Annotated in this window: 16 protein-coding genes, 1 pseudogene and 1 riboswitch; of the genes and pseudogenes, 7 read left to right on the forward strand and 10 right to left on the reverse strand. The window is 75.8% G+C overall.

The features are described from left to right. Positions 1 to 3 precede the first annotated feature (3 nt). From IE217_RS09725 to IE217_RS09740, 4 genes and pseudogenes are all read right to left on the reverse strand, one after another. A pseudogene (locus IE217_RS09725) lies at positions 4 to 1,755 on the reverse strand (SelB domain-containing protein); the annotation flags it as partial. A gap of 9 nt (positions 1,756 to 1,764) precedes the next feature. Continuing rightward, positions 1,765 to 3,096, reverse strand: coding sequence for an L-seryl-tRNA(Sec) selenium transferase (gene selA / locus IE217_RS09730; RefSeq protein WP_373297984.1), 1,332 nt, complete (start codon positions 3,094 to 3,096; stop codon positions 1,765 to 1,767). Between the two features lie 155 nt (positions 3,097 to 3,251). Beyond that, complete coding sequence (locus tag IE217_RS09735) at positions 3,252 to 3,800, reverse strand: hypothetical protein (RefSeq protein ID WP_190177324.1); 549 nt, start codon at positions 3,798 to 3,800, stop codon at positions 3,252 to 3,254. A 64-nt stretch (positions 3,801 to 3,864) separates the two neighbouring features. Beyond that, positions 3,865 to 4,422 carry a hypothetical protein gene (locus tag IE217_RS09740; protein WP_190177325.1) on the reverse strand — a complete coding sequence of 186 codons (558 nt, stop codon included), beginning with the start codon at positions 4,420 to 4,422 and terminating at the stop codon, positions 3,865 to 3,867. Positions 4,423 to 4,779: 357 nt separating this feature from the next. Between IE217_RS09740 and IE217_RS09745 the strand changes: the two genes are divergently transcribed. Then, positions 4,780 to 5,163, forward strand: coding sequence for a hypothetical protein (locus IE217_RS09745; RefSeq protein ID WP_190177458.1), 384 nt, complete (start codon positions 4,780 to 4,782; stop codon positions 5,161 to 5,163). Positions 5,164 to 5,266: 103 nt separating this feature from the next. On the opposite strand, the gene IE217_RS09750 is transcribed toward IE217_RS09745, so the two are convergent. Both IE217_RS09750 and IE217_RS09755 read right to left on the reverse strand, forming a co-directional pair. Next, the gene (locus IE217_RS09750) at positions 5,267 to 5,680 is read right to left on the reverse strand and encodes an SRPBCC family protein (RefSeq protein WP_190177326.1); all 414 of its coding nucleotides are present in this window, start codon (positions 5,678 to 5,680) and stop codon (positions 5,267 to 5,269) included. Positions 5,681 to 5,761: 81 nt separating this feature from the next. Beyond that, a complete protein-coding gene (locus IE217_RS09755; protein WP_190177327.1) occupies positions 5,762 to 6,592 on the reverse strand; it encodes an alpha/beta fold hydrolase in 831 nt (276 codons plus the stop codon). 62 nt (positions 6,593 to 6,654) lie between these two features. On the opposite strand from IE217_RS09755, the gene IE217_RS09760 reads away from it, so the two are divergent. Beyond that, positions 6,655 to 7,098 carry a MarR family winged helix-turn-helix transcriptional regulator gene (locus IE217_RS09760; RefSeq protein ID WP_190177328.1) on the forward strand — a complete coding sequence of 148 codons (444 nt, stop codon included), beginning with the start codon at positions 6,655 to 6,657 and terminating at the stop codon, positions 7,096 to 7,098. A 57-nt stretch (positions 7,099 to 7,155) separates the two neighbouring features. Here the strand turns inward: IE217_RS09760 and IE217_RS09765 are convergent, their stop codons facing one another. After that, entirely contained in the window at positions 7,156 to 7,911 is a 756-nt protein-coding gene (locus IE217_RS09765) for an SOS response-associated peptidase (protein WP_190177329.1), read from the reverse strand. A gap of 110 nt (positions 7,912 to 8,021) precedes the next feature. Between IE217_RS09765 and IE217_RS09770 the strand changes: the two genes are divergently transcribed. Beyond that, positions 8,022 to 9,008, forward strand: coding sequence for an NAD-dependent epimerase/dehydratase family protein (locus IE217_RS09770; protein WP_190177330.1), 987 nt, complete (start codon positions 8,022 to 8,024; stop codon positions 9,006 to 9,008). Between the two features lie 68 nt (positions 9,009 to 9,076). Here IE217_RS09770 and IE217_RS09775 read toward each other — a convergent pair whose 3' ends face one another. Further along, positions 9,077 to 10,189, reverse strand: a complete 1,113-nt coding sequence (locus IE217_RS09775) for a sensor histidine kinase (protein ID WP_190177331.1) — start codon at positions 10,187 to 10,189, stop codon at positions 9,077 to 9,079. Between the two features lie 2 nt (positions 10,190 to 10,191). Further along, entirely contained in the window at positions 10,192 to 10,995 is an 804-nt protein-coding gene (locus IE217_RS09780) for a response regulator transcription factor (protein WP_190177332.1), read from the reverse strand. Between the two features lie 114 nt (positions 10,996 to 11,109). On the opposite strand from IE217_RS09780, the gene IE217_RS09785 reads away from it, so the two are divergent. Genes IE217_RS09785 through IE217_RS35215 form a run of 3 tightly spaced genes read left to right on the forward strand, consistent with a single transcriptional unit; the run spans position 11,110 to position 13,348 of the window. After that, positions 11,110 to 11,928 (forward strand): glycosyltransferase family 2 protein, encoded by an 819-nt coding sequence (locus IE217_RS09785; RefSeq protein WP_190177333.1) that lies wholly within the window; start codon positions 11,110 to 11,112, stop codon positions 11,926 to 11,928. Next, positions 11,925 to 12,542 (forward strand): TIGR04282 family arsenosugar biosynthesis glycosyltransferase, encoded by a 618-nt coding sequence (locus IE217_RS09790; protein ID WP_190177334.1) that lies wholly within the window; start codon positions 11,925 to 11,927, stop codon positions 12,540 to 12,542. The genes IE217_RS09785 and IE217_RS09790 overlap by 4 nt, the downstream gene beginning before the upstream one ends. Next, positions 12,539 to 13,348: a class I SAM-dependent methyltransferase gene (locus IE217_RS35215; RefSeq protein ID WP_190177335.1), complete on the forward strand. Its 810-nt coding sequence runs from the start codon at positions 12,539 to 12,541 to the stop codon at positions 13,346 to 13,348. The genes IE217_RS09790 and IE217_RS35215 overlap by 4 nt, the downstream gene beginning before the upstream one ends. 343 nt (positions 13,349 to 13,691) lie before the next feature. On the opposite strand, the gene IE217_RS09800 is transcribed toward IE217_RS35215, so the two are convergent. After that, positions 13,692 to 14,930 (reverse strand): molybdopterin-dependent oxidoreductase, encoded by a 1,239-nt coding sequence (locus IE217_RS09800; RefSeq protein WP_190177336.1) that lies wholly within the window; start codon positions 14,928 to 14,930, stop codon positions 13,692 to 13,694. Positions 14,931 to 15,044: 114 nt separating this feature from the next. Between IE217_RS09800 and IE217_RS09805 the strand changes: the two genes are divergently transcribed. After that, positions 15,045 to 16,427, forward strand: a complete 1,383-nt coding sequence (locus tag IE217_RS09805) for a hypothetical protein (RefSeq protein WP_190177337.1) — start codon at positions 15,045 to 15,047, stop codon at positions 16,425 to 16,427. A gap of 155 nt (positions 16,428 to 16,582) precedes the next feature. Next, positions 16,583 to 16,741, forward strand: a riboswitch (cyclic di-AMP (ydaO/yuaA leader). Positions 16,742 to 16,745 lie beyond the last annotated feature (4 nt).

Below are 16,745 nucleotides of genomic sequence, written 5' to 3' on the forward strand. Positions count from 1 at the left end.
GTCGTCCACGCGCTCGGTGCGGCCGCGCCCGTCGAGGAACTCCAGCAGCGGCACGGCGACCCGGCGGGTGGTGTCGAGGGCCTTGCGCGCCTCGCTGAGCGTGAACGGCTGCGGCAGCTCGCCCAGCAGCGCGGCGGCCCGCTCCTCCGCTCCCGGAAGCAGCACGATGCCGTCGGCGATCCGCAGCAGCGCGCCCGCCGCGACGGCCGCGGCCAACGCCTTGCGGTCCAGGCCGAGCCGGGCCAGACGGTCGGCGTCCGGGGCGCGGAACGGCGCCCGTTCGAGGTCGCCGCGCACGGCGTCGACGGCCGCCCGCAGGCGCGGCGGGAGGGTGGGCCCCCCGCTCCCGGGGCCGTGCAGGCGGCCGTTGCGGTGCGCGAGGCGGGGCTCGCCCGGGCTCGCGGCGAGCGCGTCGACCAGTGCGCGGTCGGGCAGGCGCAGCAGACGCCGGGCCGCCTCGGTGGGCAGGCCCGGTTCCATGGGGTGCTCCTCCGCGTACCGCTCGACCTCGTCGGTCAGGCGTTCGCGCAGCCGCGCCCAGTGGTGGCCGTCGGCGAGCCAGTCCCCGGCGACGGGCTCGGCGGGCGGGGCCACACCCATGGCGAGCAGGTCGGCGCGGCGGATCAGGCCGCGCTGCCGCAGCTCGGCCGCGCCGTCGGGCCTGCCGCTCATGCCGGTCAGCTCCGCGGCCCTCGCGCGTGCCGCGCCGCGCCGCGCCAGCCTGGGCGGGCGCACGTCCAGGACGGTCACCGCGCAGGGCCTGCGGCCGCCGCCCGGTTCGCGCAGGACCGCCCGGTCCCCGATGCGCAGGGGCAGGGCGCGGCGCAGGGTCAGCCGGGCGGTGTCCTCGCCCAGTGGCCGTACGGTCACGGGCACGGCGGCGGTGCCGATGTGCAGGGTGACCGTACGGGGCAGGTCGGCGGCCGGCTCCCCGGCGATGCGGGCGTCCACGAGGTCGGTGAGCAGCCAGCGGCCGGGGGTGAGCAGTACCTGGCCGCGGCCGAGGGCGCCGTCCTGGTGGCCGTGGACGTTGACCGCGACCCGGGCCACCCCGCTGACGGCGCTCCGCTCCCGGTTCAGGGACTGCAGTCCCCGTACCCGCAGCGCGGTCCGCCCGTCCCCGGTCACCAGCCGGTCGCCGGTGCGCAGGGTGCCGGAGCCGAGCGTGCCGGTCACCACCGTGCCGTGGCCGCGCACGGTGAACGCTCGGTCCAGCCACAGCCGTACGTCCGCGTCGGCGGGCGGCTCGGGCAGCGCGCCGGCCATCCGGGCCAGCTCGGCGCGCAGCTCGGCGAGGCCCGCGCCGGTCACCGAGCTCACCGCGACGGACGGCACGGCGCCGAGCGAGGTGCGGGCCAGGCGCTCGGCGGCCTCGGCGCGCACCGGCTCCGGGTCGGCGAGGTCGCTGCGGGTCACCGCGAGCACGGCGTGCCGTACGCCGAGGGCGTCGAGGATCTCCAGGTGCTCCTGGGACTGGGGCTGCCAGCCCTGGTCGGCGGCCACCACGAAGAGCACGGCGGGCACGGGTCCCACGCCGGCCAGCATGGTGGACACGAACCGCTCGTGCCCGGGCACGTCGACGAAGGCGAGCGGTTCGCCGCCGGCGCCGTCGGGAGCGGTCCACACGAAGCCGAGGTCCAGGGTCAGTCCGCGGCGGCGCTCCTCCTCGTAGCGGTCGGGTTCCATCCCGGTCAGGGCCCGTACCAGGGCGGACTTACCGTGGTCGACGTGGCCCGCGGTGGCCAGCACCCGCATCGCGCCCACCTATCCTTCCGCGGCCGACCGCACGGCCCGGGCCAGCGGTTCGTCGTCGTGGGGCGGCACGGATCGCAGGTCCAGCAGGCACCGCCCCGCCTCCAGGCGTCCCACCACGGGCACGGGGCCGGTGCGCAGCCGGGCGGCGTAGTGCTCGGGCAGGGACAGCGCGGCGCTGGGCAGGGTCACGCCGGGCGCCCCGCCGCCGCCCACCGTGGCCGCCGAGGGCACGGCCCGTACGTCGACTCCGGCGTCGCTCAGGTCGGCGGCGAGCCGGCCGGCCCGGCGGGTGAGTTCGTCCGGGTCGGCGGCGAGGGCCTCGGCGGTCGGCGTATCCGGTCCGGTGAGGGTGGCCTCCAGGGCGGCCAGGGTCAGCTTGTCCACGCGCAGGGCGCGGGCCAGCGGGTGCCGGGCCAGTGTCCGTACGAGGCCCTCCTCACCAAGGAGGAGTCCGCACTGGGGGCCGCCGAGCAGCTTGTCCCCACTCGCCGTCACCAGCGCCGCTCCGGACCTCAACTGGGTCTCGGCGTCGGGCTCTTCGGGCAGCAGCGGGTGCGGGGCGAGCAGCCCGGAGCCGATGTCGACGACCACGGGCACGCCCAGCCGGGACAGCTCCCCGGCCTCGGCGGTCCGGGTGAAGCCGGTGATGCGGAAGTTGGAGGGGTGCACCTTGAGCACGAACGCCGTCTCGGGGCCGATCGCGTCGGCGTAGTCGGCGGTGCTCGTACGGTTGGTCGTCCCGACCTCGCGGAGCCGGGCGCCGGTGGAGACCAGCAGGTCCGGCAGCCGGAAGCCGTCGCCGATCTCGACCATCTCGCCCCGGCTGATGACGATCTCCCGGCCGGCGGCCAGCGCGGTGGCGGCGAGCACGAGGGCGGCGGCGCCGTTGTTGACGACGTGCGCGGCGCCGGCCGAGGGCACCCGGTCGCGCAGCGCCGCGAGCGCGGAACGGCCACGGCGGGCCCGTACCCCCGTCTCGAGGTCCAGTTCCACGTCCGTGGGCCCCGCGGCCTCCTGCACGGCCTGCCGGGCCGCCGCCGACAGGGGCGCCCGGCCGAGGTTGGTGTGCAGCAGCACCCCGGTGGCGTTGATCACCGGGCGCAGCCCGCCGGCGGTGCGCGGCAGCAGCGCGACGGCGGTGTCGGGGACCTCCTCCGGCGCGACGGCGCCTTCGCGCGCCCGCTGCTGCGCCTGGCGTACGGCGTCCCTGACCGGTCCGGGTCCGAGCCGCGCCGACGCGTCGACCAGGCGGGGGTCGCGCAGTACGGCGTCGGTGCGGGGGATGAGCCGCCGCCGGTCGGTCTCCTCCCCCGTCCACTGCCCCGTGACCCGCTGGTCCACCGCAGCCCCTCCGTCCCGAGCCCGGCCCCGCGGCCCCTTCGCCGTCGAGGCACGCCCCATCGTCTCTCAGCACCCTCGGCCCCGCGCACGACACGCCGGGCGCCGCACCGTCTACCCGTGCGGCGCCCGGCGATACGTGCCGGATGCGGATGCGCTCAGGTGCTGAGCAGCCGGTTGAAGAACGAGCGGTAGCGGCGCAGCGCCCTGCGCAGGTCCTCGGTGTCCACGCGCTCACCCTGGCTCCACTGGCCCTCGAGGTCCTGCTTGTGCCGGGCGAAGGTCGCGGCCAGCGTCTGCATGACGTCGGCGACCAGGCCGTCGGCGGTGTGCACGGCCTCGCGCGGGTCGTCCACGAAGCGGCTCTGCACCTCGTGCCAGCGGTCGCGGAAGCTTCGCTCCTCCTCGGCGGTGAGCAACTCGGGGGCGGCTTCTTCTCCGCTTCCCTCCGCGGTTCCTCCTTCGGTGGCGCCCTGGGCGCGGGTGTCTCCCGGGACGCTGGTGGTGGTGTCCGCCGGGCCGGCGGGGCTGTCCGGGGTGGGCTGCGGGGGCGCCCCCTCCCCCGTGCTCTCGCCCGGGTAGACGGGTGCCGCGGGCCCGGTGTCCTGCGGCTGCGCGCCGCCGGGTGCCGGGGCGCCGGGTGGCTGGGCCAGGTCCTCGGTGGACAGGGCGCCGCCCGCGCGGGTCGGTTCCTCGTTGCTGTGCATGGCTTCCTCCCTGCCGGCCCGACCCTCGGGCGGCCGGCGGCCGGGATGACGGATGGCGGGCTGGTCAGGAGGGGGCGTGCTGGGCGCGGCCTCCGTCGGAGAGCAGTTCGTCGAAGAGCGCGCGGTAGTGCACCATCGCGCCCCTGAGCTGCTCGGTCGTGGCCCTGCTGCGGGTGCTGAGCGTCTCGACCTCGTGGGCGGCCCGGTAGTGCTCGAGGGTCCGGCCGTGCTGGACCGAGAGGTCCTCGGCCTGCTGCTCGAAGCCCTCGGTCGGGTAGCCGCGCTCGTGCATCAGCGAGGTCACCAGCCGGTCGGCGTCGTGCACCGCGTCCTCGGGCCGGTCGACGAACTCCTGCTGGACGTTGCTCCACTCGTGCGTGTAGCGCTCGCGCGCCGCGGCGGGCAGCGGCTTGATGTCCAGGGCGTCGTGCCGCTTCTCGCGGGCCCTGAGCTCGCGCTCCGCGTCCCGGCGGCTGTCGGCGCCCTCCACCGTCCGTTCGTACTCCGGGCCGAAGCGGTCACGGAGGCGGCGGCGCCGCGTCAGCAGCGAGGCCGCCACGGCGATCAGGGCGAGTACGACGACGATGGGGATGATGATCGCTAGAAGTGTTCCCGTGGACATGTGACGCACCCCCTTGTGCGTCTGTGCTTATGCCCGGCAACCCGTCCGTTATGCCCGCTTATAACCCACTGTTGCGCGGGCGCCCGCTCGAGATGCCGACCCGCGAAGCGGCGACTAGCGTCTACCAGTGAGAGCCGCAACCGGGGCACGCCCCGCCCGGCGAGGTCTCCACAACGGGGGCCCGTTGCCGCAGAACTCGTCCGCTGAACGCGACGCGGGCGGGCGGCGGGGGCTGAGACGTGCTTCTCACATTCAGCGGCGACACCGGAAGACCGCGCCGCACTTCTCACCTGGCGGCCGCGGCCATCATTCTCGCGCCGTCCTTCGCGCGAGACGATGGGAAAGAAAGGTATACCCATGCGAGCACAGCGCGTTAAGCGCCTTTTCGCGGTGTCGGCAAGCGGCGTTCTGCTGGCCGGCGGCGCGGCGATCGGCGCAGCGGGGACCGCTTCGGCTCACGACTCGAGCCATTACACCCACGACCACTACAGCTTCAGCCGCGACTGCTCCGACCACAACCGCCACAACGGCGACTGGTGGGACAACTGCGGTGACAACAGCGACCACCGCGGCGACCACGGTGACCACGGCGACTTCGGCCGCGGCGACCACGGCGACCACGGTGACCACGGCGACTTCGGCCGCGGCGGTGACCACGGCGGCGGCGACCACGGTGGCGATCACGGTGGCGGCGACCACGGCGGCGGCGACCACGGCGGCGGCGACCACGGCGGCCGCTGACACTGATCCAGTTCACTGAAGTCACGATGTGCGGTTCCGTCAGCGGGCCGCACACCGTGGCGTGTTCACGGCCGGACGGGACCCGCGGTCAGCCGGCCACGTGTCAGCCGGCCGCGTTGTCGACACGCAGCCGCACCTGCTCCTCCAGGCGCCGCAGGCTCCCGTCGAGGGCGTCGCGGGCGGCCCGCTCGCCGGGGTCGTGGCTGTCCTCGAAGAAGGAGAGGTGAACGGTCACCTCGCTGGCGCCGCTGCCGATTCCGGCGACCTGGAGCCAGCCCGCGTAGCCGCCCTGCTCGCGGGTGCCCCACTCGATGCGCATCTGGTCGCGTTCGGCGCGCATCAGGGCCGAGGTGTCCTCGTCGGTGCGGTCCTCGTGGACCGTGACGGCGGGCGGTTCCTGCGCCCGTACGTGCAGGGCGTCCGGCAGCCAGGCGTCGAACTGGGAGACGTTGGCGGCCTGGTCGAAGACCTGCTCGGGCTGGGCCGGCATGGTGCGTGAACGTTCGTACTCGGCCATCGCTGACACCGTTCCTCGGCTCGGGGGTCGTACCCCCACCGCGTGCCCCTTCCGGCCCGGCCCAAAAGTTCGGCCGCCGGGTCAGGTCGCCGTGCGGGCGGTCGGGCCGGTGGCGGACCGAGGCGCCGCACCGGCCGTCGTGCGGCGCAGATGGGCGTCGATCAGAGCGAACGTGGCGTCGGGCCGCTCGATGTGCGGCAGGTGCCCCGCCTCGGCGACGACCTCCATGCGGCCGTCGCCGAAGGCGGCGGCGTAGGCCGCGCCGTAGGCGGGCGTGACGATGCGGTCGCTCGCGCCCCACACCAGCAGGGCAGGTGTGCGGACGCGCCCGAGGCGGCGCAGGAGCCCGGGGTCGTGCATGTAGGGGTCGCCGGCCAGGACGCGCATGGTGGCCATGTTGGCCCGGAGGCTCGCGAGTCGGGCGCCGGAGAGGCCGGCCGGGTCGACGAAGTGGGCGTCCGGGTCGTGCCAGGAGCGCTCGGCCAGACCGCGCGGGTCGAGGGCGAAGACGTCGGCCGGGGTCTCTCCCGGCACGTGCACGCCGACCGCGTCGATCAGCACCAGTCCGGTGATGAGCCCGGCGGTGTCGCGCAGGGCCATCTCGGCAGCGATCCAGCCGCCGAGCGAGGAGCCGACGACCAGGACGTCGTCCAGGCCCCGGTCGGCCAGCAGGCGCAGGTAGGCCACGGCGAGGTCGTCGACGCCGGTGAGCCGGCCGGGGCGGGGCGTGCCGTCCCAGCCGGGGTGCACGGGGGTGAGGGTGTGCGCGGTGCGGGACAGGTGCGCGGCGAGGCCGGCGACCGTGGCCGGACCTCCGCCGCCGTGCAGGATCAGCACCGGGCGGCCGGTGCCGGACTCGGAGAGGGTGAGGGGCAGGTCGGGGTACACGTTCGCCGTGTGTTCGGTGGTCATGACGGACACAGTAACTAAACATCTTTATTTAAGCTAGCTTAGTCACGCGTTACACTGCGGTCATGCACGCTGACCCGCAGACTCTCGGACGGGCGGTCAAGTCCGCCCAGTACCGGCAGCACCGGGCGCTGGACAGCGCCCTGTCCGGCGTCGGGACGACGCTCGCCCAGTGGGACGCGCTGCGCGCCGTCGCGCGGACGCCGGGGGCCTCGGCCCGGGAACTCGCGGCGGCCACGTTCCAGAGCGAGCAGGCCTTCGGCACGCTGGTGGGCCGGCTGACGGCCCAGCACCTGGTCGAGCGCCGGCCGGGGCGCGGCCGGCGCATCGAGCACCACCTCACGGCGGAGGGCGAGCGGGTGCTGGCCGCCGGGCACAAGGTGGCCGACCAGGTGCTCGCCGACTGCTTCGCCCCGCTGTCCGGCGAGGACCGCGCACAACTCCTCGCGCTGCTGCTGCGGCTCGTCCCGGAAGGCGGCGCGAACGCGAACGGGGGCTCGCGTCCGTAGCCGGTCGCGTGGCCGGGGACGCCGGCGCGGTTGCGTGACCGGGGACGGCGGCGCCGGTTACGTGGCCGGCGACGCGGGTGTCAGCAGTTCCGGGCCGTTGTTGCGGACGTCGTTGACGGCCGGGGAGACGGGGCGGGCGTCGAGTTGGCCGTCCGCCGGCGTGGTCAGCAGTTCCCGCAGCCCCTCGGCGTCCCGCCGGGCCGGGTCGAGCCAGTCGCCGTAGTGTTCGGGGCCGATCGCGAGTGGCATCCGCGGGTGCACGCGCCCGGCCGCGTCGGTGGCCTCGGTGGTGATGACGGTGCAGGTCATGAGCCAGGCGGCCGGGTCGTCGTCGCGCTCGACGGCGGGGTCGCGCCAGTACTCGTAGAGCCCGGCGAGCGCCATGACCCCGCCGTCCTCGGGGTGGATGAAGTACGGCTGCTTGCGCGTCCTGCCGGTGTCCCCGGCCTTGACCTGCTCCCACTCGTAGAAGCCGTCGGCGGGCAGCAGGCAGCGGCGGCGGACGAAGGCGGTGCGGAAGGCGGGCTTCTCGTGCACGGTCTCCACCCGGGCGTTGATCATCCGGGCGCCGGTCCGCACGTCCTTGGCCCAGGACGGGACCAGTCCCCAGCGCAGCGGCAGCAGTTCCCTGCGCACCGGGGCCGGCCCGCCGCCCTTCTGGCCGCGCGGGGCGCGTTCGAGCACCGCCCAGACCTCGTCGGTCGGGGCGACGTTCCAGCTGGGGGCCGGTCCGTCCGTCGCGTGCCACTCGGTCACCTCGAACCGCCGGGCCAGATCCTCGGGGCCGCGGGTGGAGACATAGCGTCCGCACATGGGGCCAGGGTGCCACGCCCGCGCCGCGCCCACCGCGCGCGGTCTTACCAAGTGGTGACATGGCGGCGCCGGGCGTGGGGCGGGCGGCGCGGCGGGCCTAGCGTGGCGGCATGCGCGTACTGGTCACCGGCGGTGCCGGTTTCATCGGGTCCCATGTCGTCGAGGCGCTGGCGGGGGGCGGGCACGAACCCGTGGTCCTCGACGTGCGGGGGCCGGCGGGCGAGGACGTACGGAATCCCGAGGCGGTCGGCCGGGCGCTGCGCGGGGTGGACGCCGTGTGCCACCAGGCGGCGATGGTCGGCCTGGGGAACGGGGTGGCCGACGCGGCCGAGTACGTCTCCCACAACGACCTGGGTACGGCCGTGCTGCTCACCGCCATGGCGCGAGCGGGCGTGCGCCGCCTGGTGCTGGCCGGGTCGATGGTCGTGTACGGGGAGGGGCGCTACGAGTGCGCGGCGCACGGGGTGGTGAGGCCGGGGCCGCGGGCCGTGCCCGACCTGGACGCCGGACGGTTCGAGCCGGTGTGCCCCGAGTGTGGCCGGGAGCTGCTGCCCGGGCTGGTCGGCGAGGACGCGCCGGCCGACCCCCGCAACGTGTACGCCACGACCAAGCTGGCCCAGGAGCACCTGGCGGCCGCGTGGGCCAGGTCGACGGGCGGTTCGGCGGTGTCGCTGCGCTACCACAACGTGTACGGGCCCCGCATGCCCCGCGACACCCCTTACGCGGGCGTGGCCTCGTTCTTCCGTTCGGCCCTGGCCCGGGGCGAGGCGCCGCGCGTGTTCGAGGACGGCGGCCAGCGGCGGGACTTCGTCCACGTCCGGGACGTGGCCGCGGCCAACGTGGCAGCGCTGGAGGCGGACACGGCGCGAGGGGTGCTCACCGCCTACAACACGGGCAGCGGCGAGCCGCACACCGTCGGCGAGATGGCGCGGTCCCTGGCCGCCGCCCACGGAGGCCCCGACCCCGTCGTCACCGGCGAGTACCGCCTGGGCGACGTCCGCCACATCACAGCCGACTCGGCCCGCCTCCGCGCGGACCTGGGCTGGACCCCCCGGGTCGCTTTCGAGGCGGGCGTCCGGGAGTTCGCCCGCGCGTGACCGCGAGCGCGGGCCGGCGCCCCCGCCGGCAGGTGAGCAGAGCGCCGGCCGGGCAGGACGCGGCGCGTTCAGCCGCCGGCTGCCGGGAGGCGGACCTCGAAGCGGCAGCCGCCGGGGATGTTGCGTACGAAGGTCTGGCCCTCGTGGGCCTCGACGATGCCCCGGACGATGGCGAGGCCAAGGCCGGCGCCGGCCGGGGGTGTGCGGGCGTGGGTGCCGCGCCAGCCGGTGTCGAAGACGCGCGGCAGGTCCTCCTCGGGGATGCCGCCGCACCCGTCGCTGACGGAGAGCACGACGCCCTCGGGCGAGCGCTGTGCGGCGACGGCGACCGTGCCGTCGGCGGGCGTGCGGCGGATCGCGTTGACCAGGAGGTTGCCGAGCACCCGGCTCATCTCCTTGCCGTCCACCTCGACCGGCACCGGCTCCACCCGGTCCCCCACCAGACGCACGCCCAGTTCCCTGGCCAGCGGGTCCGCGCCCGCGAGGGCGTCGCCGACCAGGTCGTACAGCGAGATGCGGGAGCGGGTGAGGGCGAGGCTGCCCGCGTGGATGCGGGAGAGTTCGAACAGGTCGCCCACCATGTCGTTCAGGCGCTCCACCTCGGTGCGGATCTGCTTGAGGTAGCGGTCCGGGTCGGCGGCCACACCGTCCTCCAGGGCCTCCGACATGGCGCGCAGTCCGGCCAGCGGCGTGCGCAGGTCGTGCGAGATCCAGGCCACGAGCTCCCGGCGGGAGGACTCCAGCGCCCGCTCGCGTTCCCGTGACCGGGCGAGCCGGGCGCTGGTCGCGGCCAGTTCCCGGCTGAGGGACTCCAGTTCGGCGGTGGCCGGGCCGTCGGGCGCGGCGAAGTCCCCGCCGTCGCCGAACGAGCGCGCGGCGCGGGCCAGTTCCCTGCTGCGCGCCACTACCCAGCGGCCCAGCAGCAGCGCGGTGGCCAGCGAGACCACGGCGGCCATGGCCACCACCGTGGTCACCACGGACAGGTCGTGCGCGGACAGGAACATCGCCTGGGCCACGGCCAGCGTGCCCGCGAGCATCGCGCACACCGCCACCGCCGCGACCACGGTGAGCGAGGCGGTGAGCGAGCGCCGCCGGATCAGCCGCAGCACCCCGGCTCCGGCCAGGCCGGTCGCGGCGGCGCCGAGGAAGGCGTACAGGGCGATGAGCAAGGTGTCGCGCACGCTCAACTCCCTCCTTGGTCCGAGGGGTCGAAGCGGTACCCGACGCCCCAGACGGTCTGGATCAGACGCGGGCGGGCGGGGTCGTCCTCGACCTTTCCGCGCAGCCGCCGGACGTGGACGGTGATCGTGGACAGGTCGCCGAAGTCCCAGCCCCACACCTCGCGCATCAGGTCCTCGCGGCTGAACGCGCGGCCGGGGTGGCGCAGGAAGAAGGCGAGAAGGTCGAACTCGCGCAGGGTCAGCGCGAGCGGGGCGCCGTGCTTGGTGGCGCGGCGGGCGGCCGGGTCGACGACGAGGCCGGCCGCGCCGAGCGCCTGCGCGGCCGCGTCACCGGCGCCCCCGCCGATCCCCGCACCGGCACCGGCACCGGCACCGGCGGCAGCGGCGGGCCGGGTGCGACGCAGCACCGACTCGACGCGCAGGACGAGTTCCCGGGGGCTGAACGGTTTGGTGACGTAGTCGTCGGCGCCGACCTCCAGGCCCAGGATGCGGTCGTCCTCGTCCCCGCGTGCGGTCAGCATGATGACCGGCACCGGCCCCCGGCCGCGGATCCGGCGGCACACCTCCAGGCCGTCCATGCCCGGCAGCATCAGGTCGAGGACCACCAGGTCCGGCCGGTGCTCGGCGGCCCGCGCGAGCGCGGTGGGCCCGTCGCCGGCCCGGTCGACGATGTGGCCGGCGCGGTCGAGGTAGCCGGAGACGACTTCGGCGACGGTCGGGTCGTCGTCCACGACCAGGACGCGGGCGGCCCCGGCCGGCTTCCGCTCGGCGGGATGCGCCCCGGGGGGCTCGTACGGCTGCTGCATGCGTCCAGCCTGGCACCGCGCCCGCGTCCGTGCCGCCCCTGTCCGGCGGCCCGCGCCGGACGTCCGCGTTTCGTAAGGAGCCGAGGTCCGGTACGCACCTTTTGCGTTCGTAGGGTGAGAGCCGTGACGACCTCTCCCACACCACCCGACGTCGACGTGGTGCTCCCCTGCCTGAACGAGGCCGGCGCCCTGCCCTGGGTGCTCTCCCGCATCCCGGAGGGCTGGCGGGCCCTGGTGGTGGACAACGGCTCCACCGACGGCTCCGCCCGGATCGCGCGTGCGCTCGGGGCCACCGTCGTGCACGAGCCGCGCCGCGGCTTCGGCGCCGCCTGCCACGCCGGTCTCGCCGCCGCGACCGCCGACGTCGTCTGCTTCTGCGACTGCGACGGCTCCCTGGACCCGGCGCTGCTGGTGCCCTTCGTCTCTGAGGTGCGCTCGGGCGCCGCCGACCTGGTGCTCGGCCGGCGCCGGCCCGCGCGCCGGGGCGTCTGGCCCGCGCACGCCCGGGCCGGCAACCTCGTGCTGGCCCGGCTGCTGCGCCGCCGCACCGGGCTGCGCCTGCGCGACCTCGGCCCGCTGCGCGCGGCCCGGCGCGCCCCGCTGCTCGCCCTCGGGCTCACCGACCGGCGCAGCGGCTACCCGCTCCAGATGGTGGTGCGGGCCGCCGATGCGGGCTGGCGCGTCACCGAGCACGACGTGCCGTACCTGCCGCGCACCGGCGCCTCCAAGGTCACGGGCACCTGGCGCGGCACCTGGCAGGCCGTGCGGGACATGAGCCGCGTCCTCGCCGAACCGGCGCCCCCGAAGCCGCCTACCGCCGCCGTCGCGTCACCCGGCACGGAGCCCGCCCCCGCGGGACCCCTTGCGACCACCCAGGGCGCGGAACCGCGTCTGCCGGCGTCCCCCGCCCTGCCGAGAGGAACCCTCCGTTGAACACGCTGCTCGTCATCGCCAAGGAGCCCCGGCCGGGCCGGGTGAAGACGCGGCTCACCCCGCCGTTCACCCCGCCGGAGGCGGCCGCGCTCGCCGAGGCCGCCCTCGCGGACACCCTCCGCGCCGTCGCCGCCGCCCCGGCCGCACGCCGCGTGCTGGTCCTGGACGGCTCGCCCGGCCCCTGGCTGCCGCCCGGCTTCGACGTCGTACCGCAGTGCTCGGGCGGCCTGGACGAGCGGCTTGCCGCGGCCTTCGCGGGCTGCCGGGGCCCGGCGCTGCTCATCGGGATGGACACCCCGCAGGTGACACCCGAACTGCTGACCACCGAATTCGACGGCTGCGACGCCCTGTTGGGACCCGCCGAGGACGGCGGCTTCTGGGCCTTGGGCCTGGCCGCGCCCGATCCCGCCCTGCTGCGCGGGGTGCCGATGTCGACGGCCGGCACGGGAGCGGCGCAGCGCGCGCGGCTGGTGGCCGCCGGGCTGCGGGTGCGCGACCTGCCGCCGCTGCGCGACGTCGACACCGCCGAGGACGCCGAGGCGGTGGCCGCCCGCGCCCCGCACGGCCGCTTCGCGGCGTGCCTCGCCCGCACCCGGGCGGTCGCCGGGCGATGAGCACCGCACACGAGATCGCGCCCGGCCCGCCGCGCCGGGCGGCCCCGCCGGCGCCCCCCGCGCCCACCGCGCCCGCCTGGGCCGCCGACGAGCCCTACGCCGCCGCCCTGCGCGCCGGCCGCGGCCCGCTCTTCCTGCGCCGCGCCGACGGATGGCTGCTGCCGCTGGAGGTCGAGCGCTGGTGCGCGCAACCCGACCCGGTGGACCTGGAGGTGCTCGACCGCTGCGAGGGCGCCGTGCTCGACGTGGGGTGCGGGCCGGGCCGGCTGGTCGCGGCGCTCGCCGCGCGGGGCCGGCCCGTCCTCGGCATCGACGTCAGCGAGGCCGCGGTCGGGCACACCCTCGGCCTCGGCGGCCCGGCGCTGCGCCGCTCGGTCTTCGAACCGCTGCCCGACGAGGGCCGTTGGGACACGGCCCTGCTCATGGACGGCAACGTGGGCATCGGCGGCGACCCGCGCGCCCTGCTGCGCCGGCTCGGCCGCCTGCTGCGCCCCGGCGGTCTGCTGATCGCCGAGACCGCGCCGGTGGACGTGGACGAGCGCGTCCACGTCCAGGTCGTGCACGGGACCGGCGGCGGGTCGGGCAGCCCGTTCCCGTGGGCGCGGGTCGGCACCGGGGCGCTGCTGCGCCACGCCGGCCGGGCGGGCTGGCGCGGCGCCGGTCAGTGGTCGGCGGGCGGCCGCTGCTTCGTCGCCCTGCGCAGCCGCAGGACGAACAGCAGCGCCGAACCGCCGAAGAGCACGGCCGTGATCAGCAGCCAGCGGGTGAGGAAGCCGTCCGCCGGCAGCGCGGTGGCCGACCGGTAACGCCCGCCCGCGCTCCCGCTGATCAGCGGGAACCACACCAGGAGCAGCAGCCCCGACAGGGCCGCCGGGACCCGGACGTACATCACCCACTCCCGGCGGCCGGCCGCGGTGAAGGCCCGTACGAGAGCGCGGTCGGCCGCCGCGTACAGCGGGAGCAGCACCAGGTCGTGCAGCAGCGCGGCCCCCGCCACCCACAGCGCCACCGCGAACCAGTCGCCCGCGAGGAGCCGCAGGCCCGCGTAGCCGGCGAGCGCGAACGAGCAGGCGAGCAGCAGCAGTCGCAGCGGGCTGCCGACCGGGACACGAGGGGCGCGGGGCAGGCGCGGCGCCCTGGGCCGGAACGTCATCGCAGGTCTCCGAAGGTCAGCCGGGCCACCCACTTGGTGTTGAGCACGCCGGGCGCCGCGGGCACGATCACGCGGGCCGGGTAGCCGTGGTCCGGGGTCAGCTCCTCGCCGTTGACGTACAGGGCGAGCAGGGACAGCGGGTCGCGCACCTGGTTGGCCCGCAGCGCGGCACGCCGGAAGGCGCCGTGCCGCTGGAGCGACTCCACGAGGACGTCGGGCGGATCGTCGTACCCGACGAGCGCGGCGAGGTCGCGCAGCCGGACCCCGCGCCACCACTGGTCGGACGTCGACCAGCCCTCCACGCACGCGATGGGCAGCGACGAGCTGTGCAGGGGCCCGCGCAGCAGGTCGGCGCGGGAGAGCCGGACGGTGCCGGTGCGGCCGGTGACGACCAGCCGCCATGCCTCGTCGCCGGTCTCGGCCGGGTCGATGCCCGCGTACGCGGCGGTCTTGTTGATCTGGAACCCGCCGGGTCCGCCGCCCGGTTCGGCCCCGCCGTGCGGGGCGAGCAGGGCGGTGCGCCGCAGGGGCCCGTCGAAGCTGCGGCCGGCCGTGGTGGCGAGCAGCAGCAGCGATCCGCCGCCGACCAGCCAGAGCGCCCCGCGCCGCGAGACGGTGGGCGGATCGGGCCGGGGCGAGCGCAAGTCGCTTTCCGGGCGCGGCCGTTGGCGTATCCGGCGCACGTTGCGCAGCGCCGCCGGTGTCTTCAGGGCGGCGTGGACGAGGAAGGCGGCGAAGAAGACCCAGGCGCCGTAGAAGTGCAGCGGGTAGAACGAACCGGGGAAGACGTAGTCGAGCTGGACGTTGAGCACGCCGGTGGTGAACTCGAACAGGCCGCCGCCGACCAGCAGGAGCAGCGAGATCCGCTCCAGCGCGTGGGCGAGCGAGCGCGCCGGCGGCAGCGTGAAGAGTCTGGGCACGACCGACCACAGCTTGGCGAGCAGCACGGGGATCAGGGCGATCCCGAGCGTGACGTGGACGCCCTGGGTGAGCCGGTACAGCCAGTACGGCCGGGTGGGCCAGGTGAAAAGGTAGAACCCGAGGAGGCCCTTGCCGGGGGTCTGGTCGTTGACCGGGGACAGGCCCGGGTTGTAAGCGGCGTACGACACCAGGCCGGTCACGAACAACACCGTGATCCCGGCGAGCAGGACCAGCCCCAGCACCGAGGTGAACCAGGGGCCGCGCAGGGGGCTGCGCCAGAAGCCGGGGGAGGTGGGGAGCCGTTGATCGCTCATGTCCCGACGGTAGGCCGGGGCAGGCCCATGAAAGGGCCCGCAACCGATGACGAAACGCTGACGTCCGGGCCGCGCGGGCCCTCGGCGGCCGCACTCCGACCTAGGTTCTCCGGTGTGACCCGCCCTCTCCTGCGCGAGCTGTCCGCCGCCGCGGCCGCCGCCCTGCTCGTCCTGACCGCCGTCCTCGTGGGCCGCCACATCCAGGACGCCCACCACATCCTGTTCGTCGCCTGGCCCCCGCTGTTCGCCGCCTGGAACCCCCACGTCGGGCCGGGCACTCCGGCCGCCGTGCTGGTGGCGGCCGGAGTGGTGGCGTACGGGCCGGCGCTGGCCGCCCGGCTGCCGTGGCGGGGGCTGCTCGCCGGCGCGTGGGCCGCTTCCCTTGCGTGGACGTGGTCGCTGGCGCTGGTCGACGGCTGGCGGCGGGGCGTGGCCACCCGCCTCACCACCGGCAACGAGTACCTCAGCGTGATCGGCCGCTTCCACGACATCCCGGCCACGCTGCGGGACTTCACCCACCACATCGTGGAGGGCTCCCCCGCGCCCTGGCCCGCCCACATCGCCGGCCACCCTCCGGCGGCGACGCTCACCTTCGTCCTGCTGGACCGCGTGGGGCTGGGCGGCGGGGGCTGGGCCGGAGCGTGGTGCGTGACGTCCGGTACGACGGCGTGCGTGGCGGTACTGGTGGCGCTGCGCGCACTGGCCGGGGAGTCCCTGGCGCGCCGGGCGGCGCCGTTCCTGGTGGCCGCGCCGGCGGCGGTGTGGGTGGGGGCGTCCGCGGACGGCTGGTTCGCGGCCGCGGCCGCCTGGTCGGTGGCGCTCCTCGCGGTGGCGGTGGCGGGCCGGGGCCGTACCGCCACGCGGGCGGCCGCCGCGTCCGGGTCGGGGTTGCTGTTCGGGCTGACCTGCTACCTCTCCTACGGGCTCACCCTGTTCGCGGTGATCGCAGCCGGTGTGGTGCTCCTGGCGCGCGTGGGGCCGGGCTCGCTGCTGCGCGGGCTGCCGCTCTTCCTCGGCGGGCTGGCCGTCGTCCCGGTGCTGTTCACCCTCGCCGGGTTCGACTGGTGGGAGGCGTACCGGCTGCTGGTACGGCGCTACTACCAGGGTGTGGGCGGCATCCGGCCGTACGGCTACTGGGTGTGGGCCAACCTGGCCTGCACGGTGCTGATCACGGGCCCCGCCACGGCGGCCGCGCTGCCCCGGGCCGTCACGGCACTGGCCGGCCGCCGCACCGAGGTGCTCGACCGCGGGCCGGTCCAGAGCCGGGATCCGGTGACCGCACAGGCACGCCTCGGTCTGCTCGTGCTGTGCACCCTGCTCGCGCTGCTCGTCGCCGACCTGTCCGGCATGAGCAAGGCGGAGACCGAACGCATCTGGCTGCCCTTCGCCATGTGGCTGCTCCCGGCGGACGCCCTGCTGGACCGGCCCCGGGGGTGGCTGGCCGGCCAGGCCCTCCTCGGGCTGCTGATCAACCACCTGCTCCTGACGGGCTGGTGACGGACGCGCGACCCGGTCCGGCCACGGAAAGGTCACAAAAACGTATCGGACATTCCGCCCTTCAATCTTCACACGAGGCACACACGTTCGCTAAGTTGACGCCCAGGCCGCACGATTGCCTCCGGCGAGTCGCGTCGGATCGCGCTGCCTCCGCCGAGTCCGGCGCGCCGCACGGCGATCCGGGGCCGGGGACCCAACCGACATTGGGGTGAATCGGCCGACCGCCCGTGAGGGCAAGGCCGTAGGGCACACCTTCCGTAGCACCTCCGCCCGAACCCGACAGCTGACTCGGTAGGCGGGTTACGGAAGGAGTGCGTC

The organism is Streptomyces naganishii JCM 4654, from assembly GCF_014650575.1.
Classification (GTDB): Bacteria; Actinomycetota; Actinomycetes; order Streptomycetales; family Streptomycetaceae; genus Streptomyces; species Streptomyces naganishii.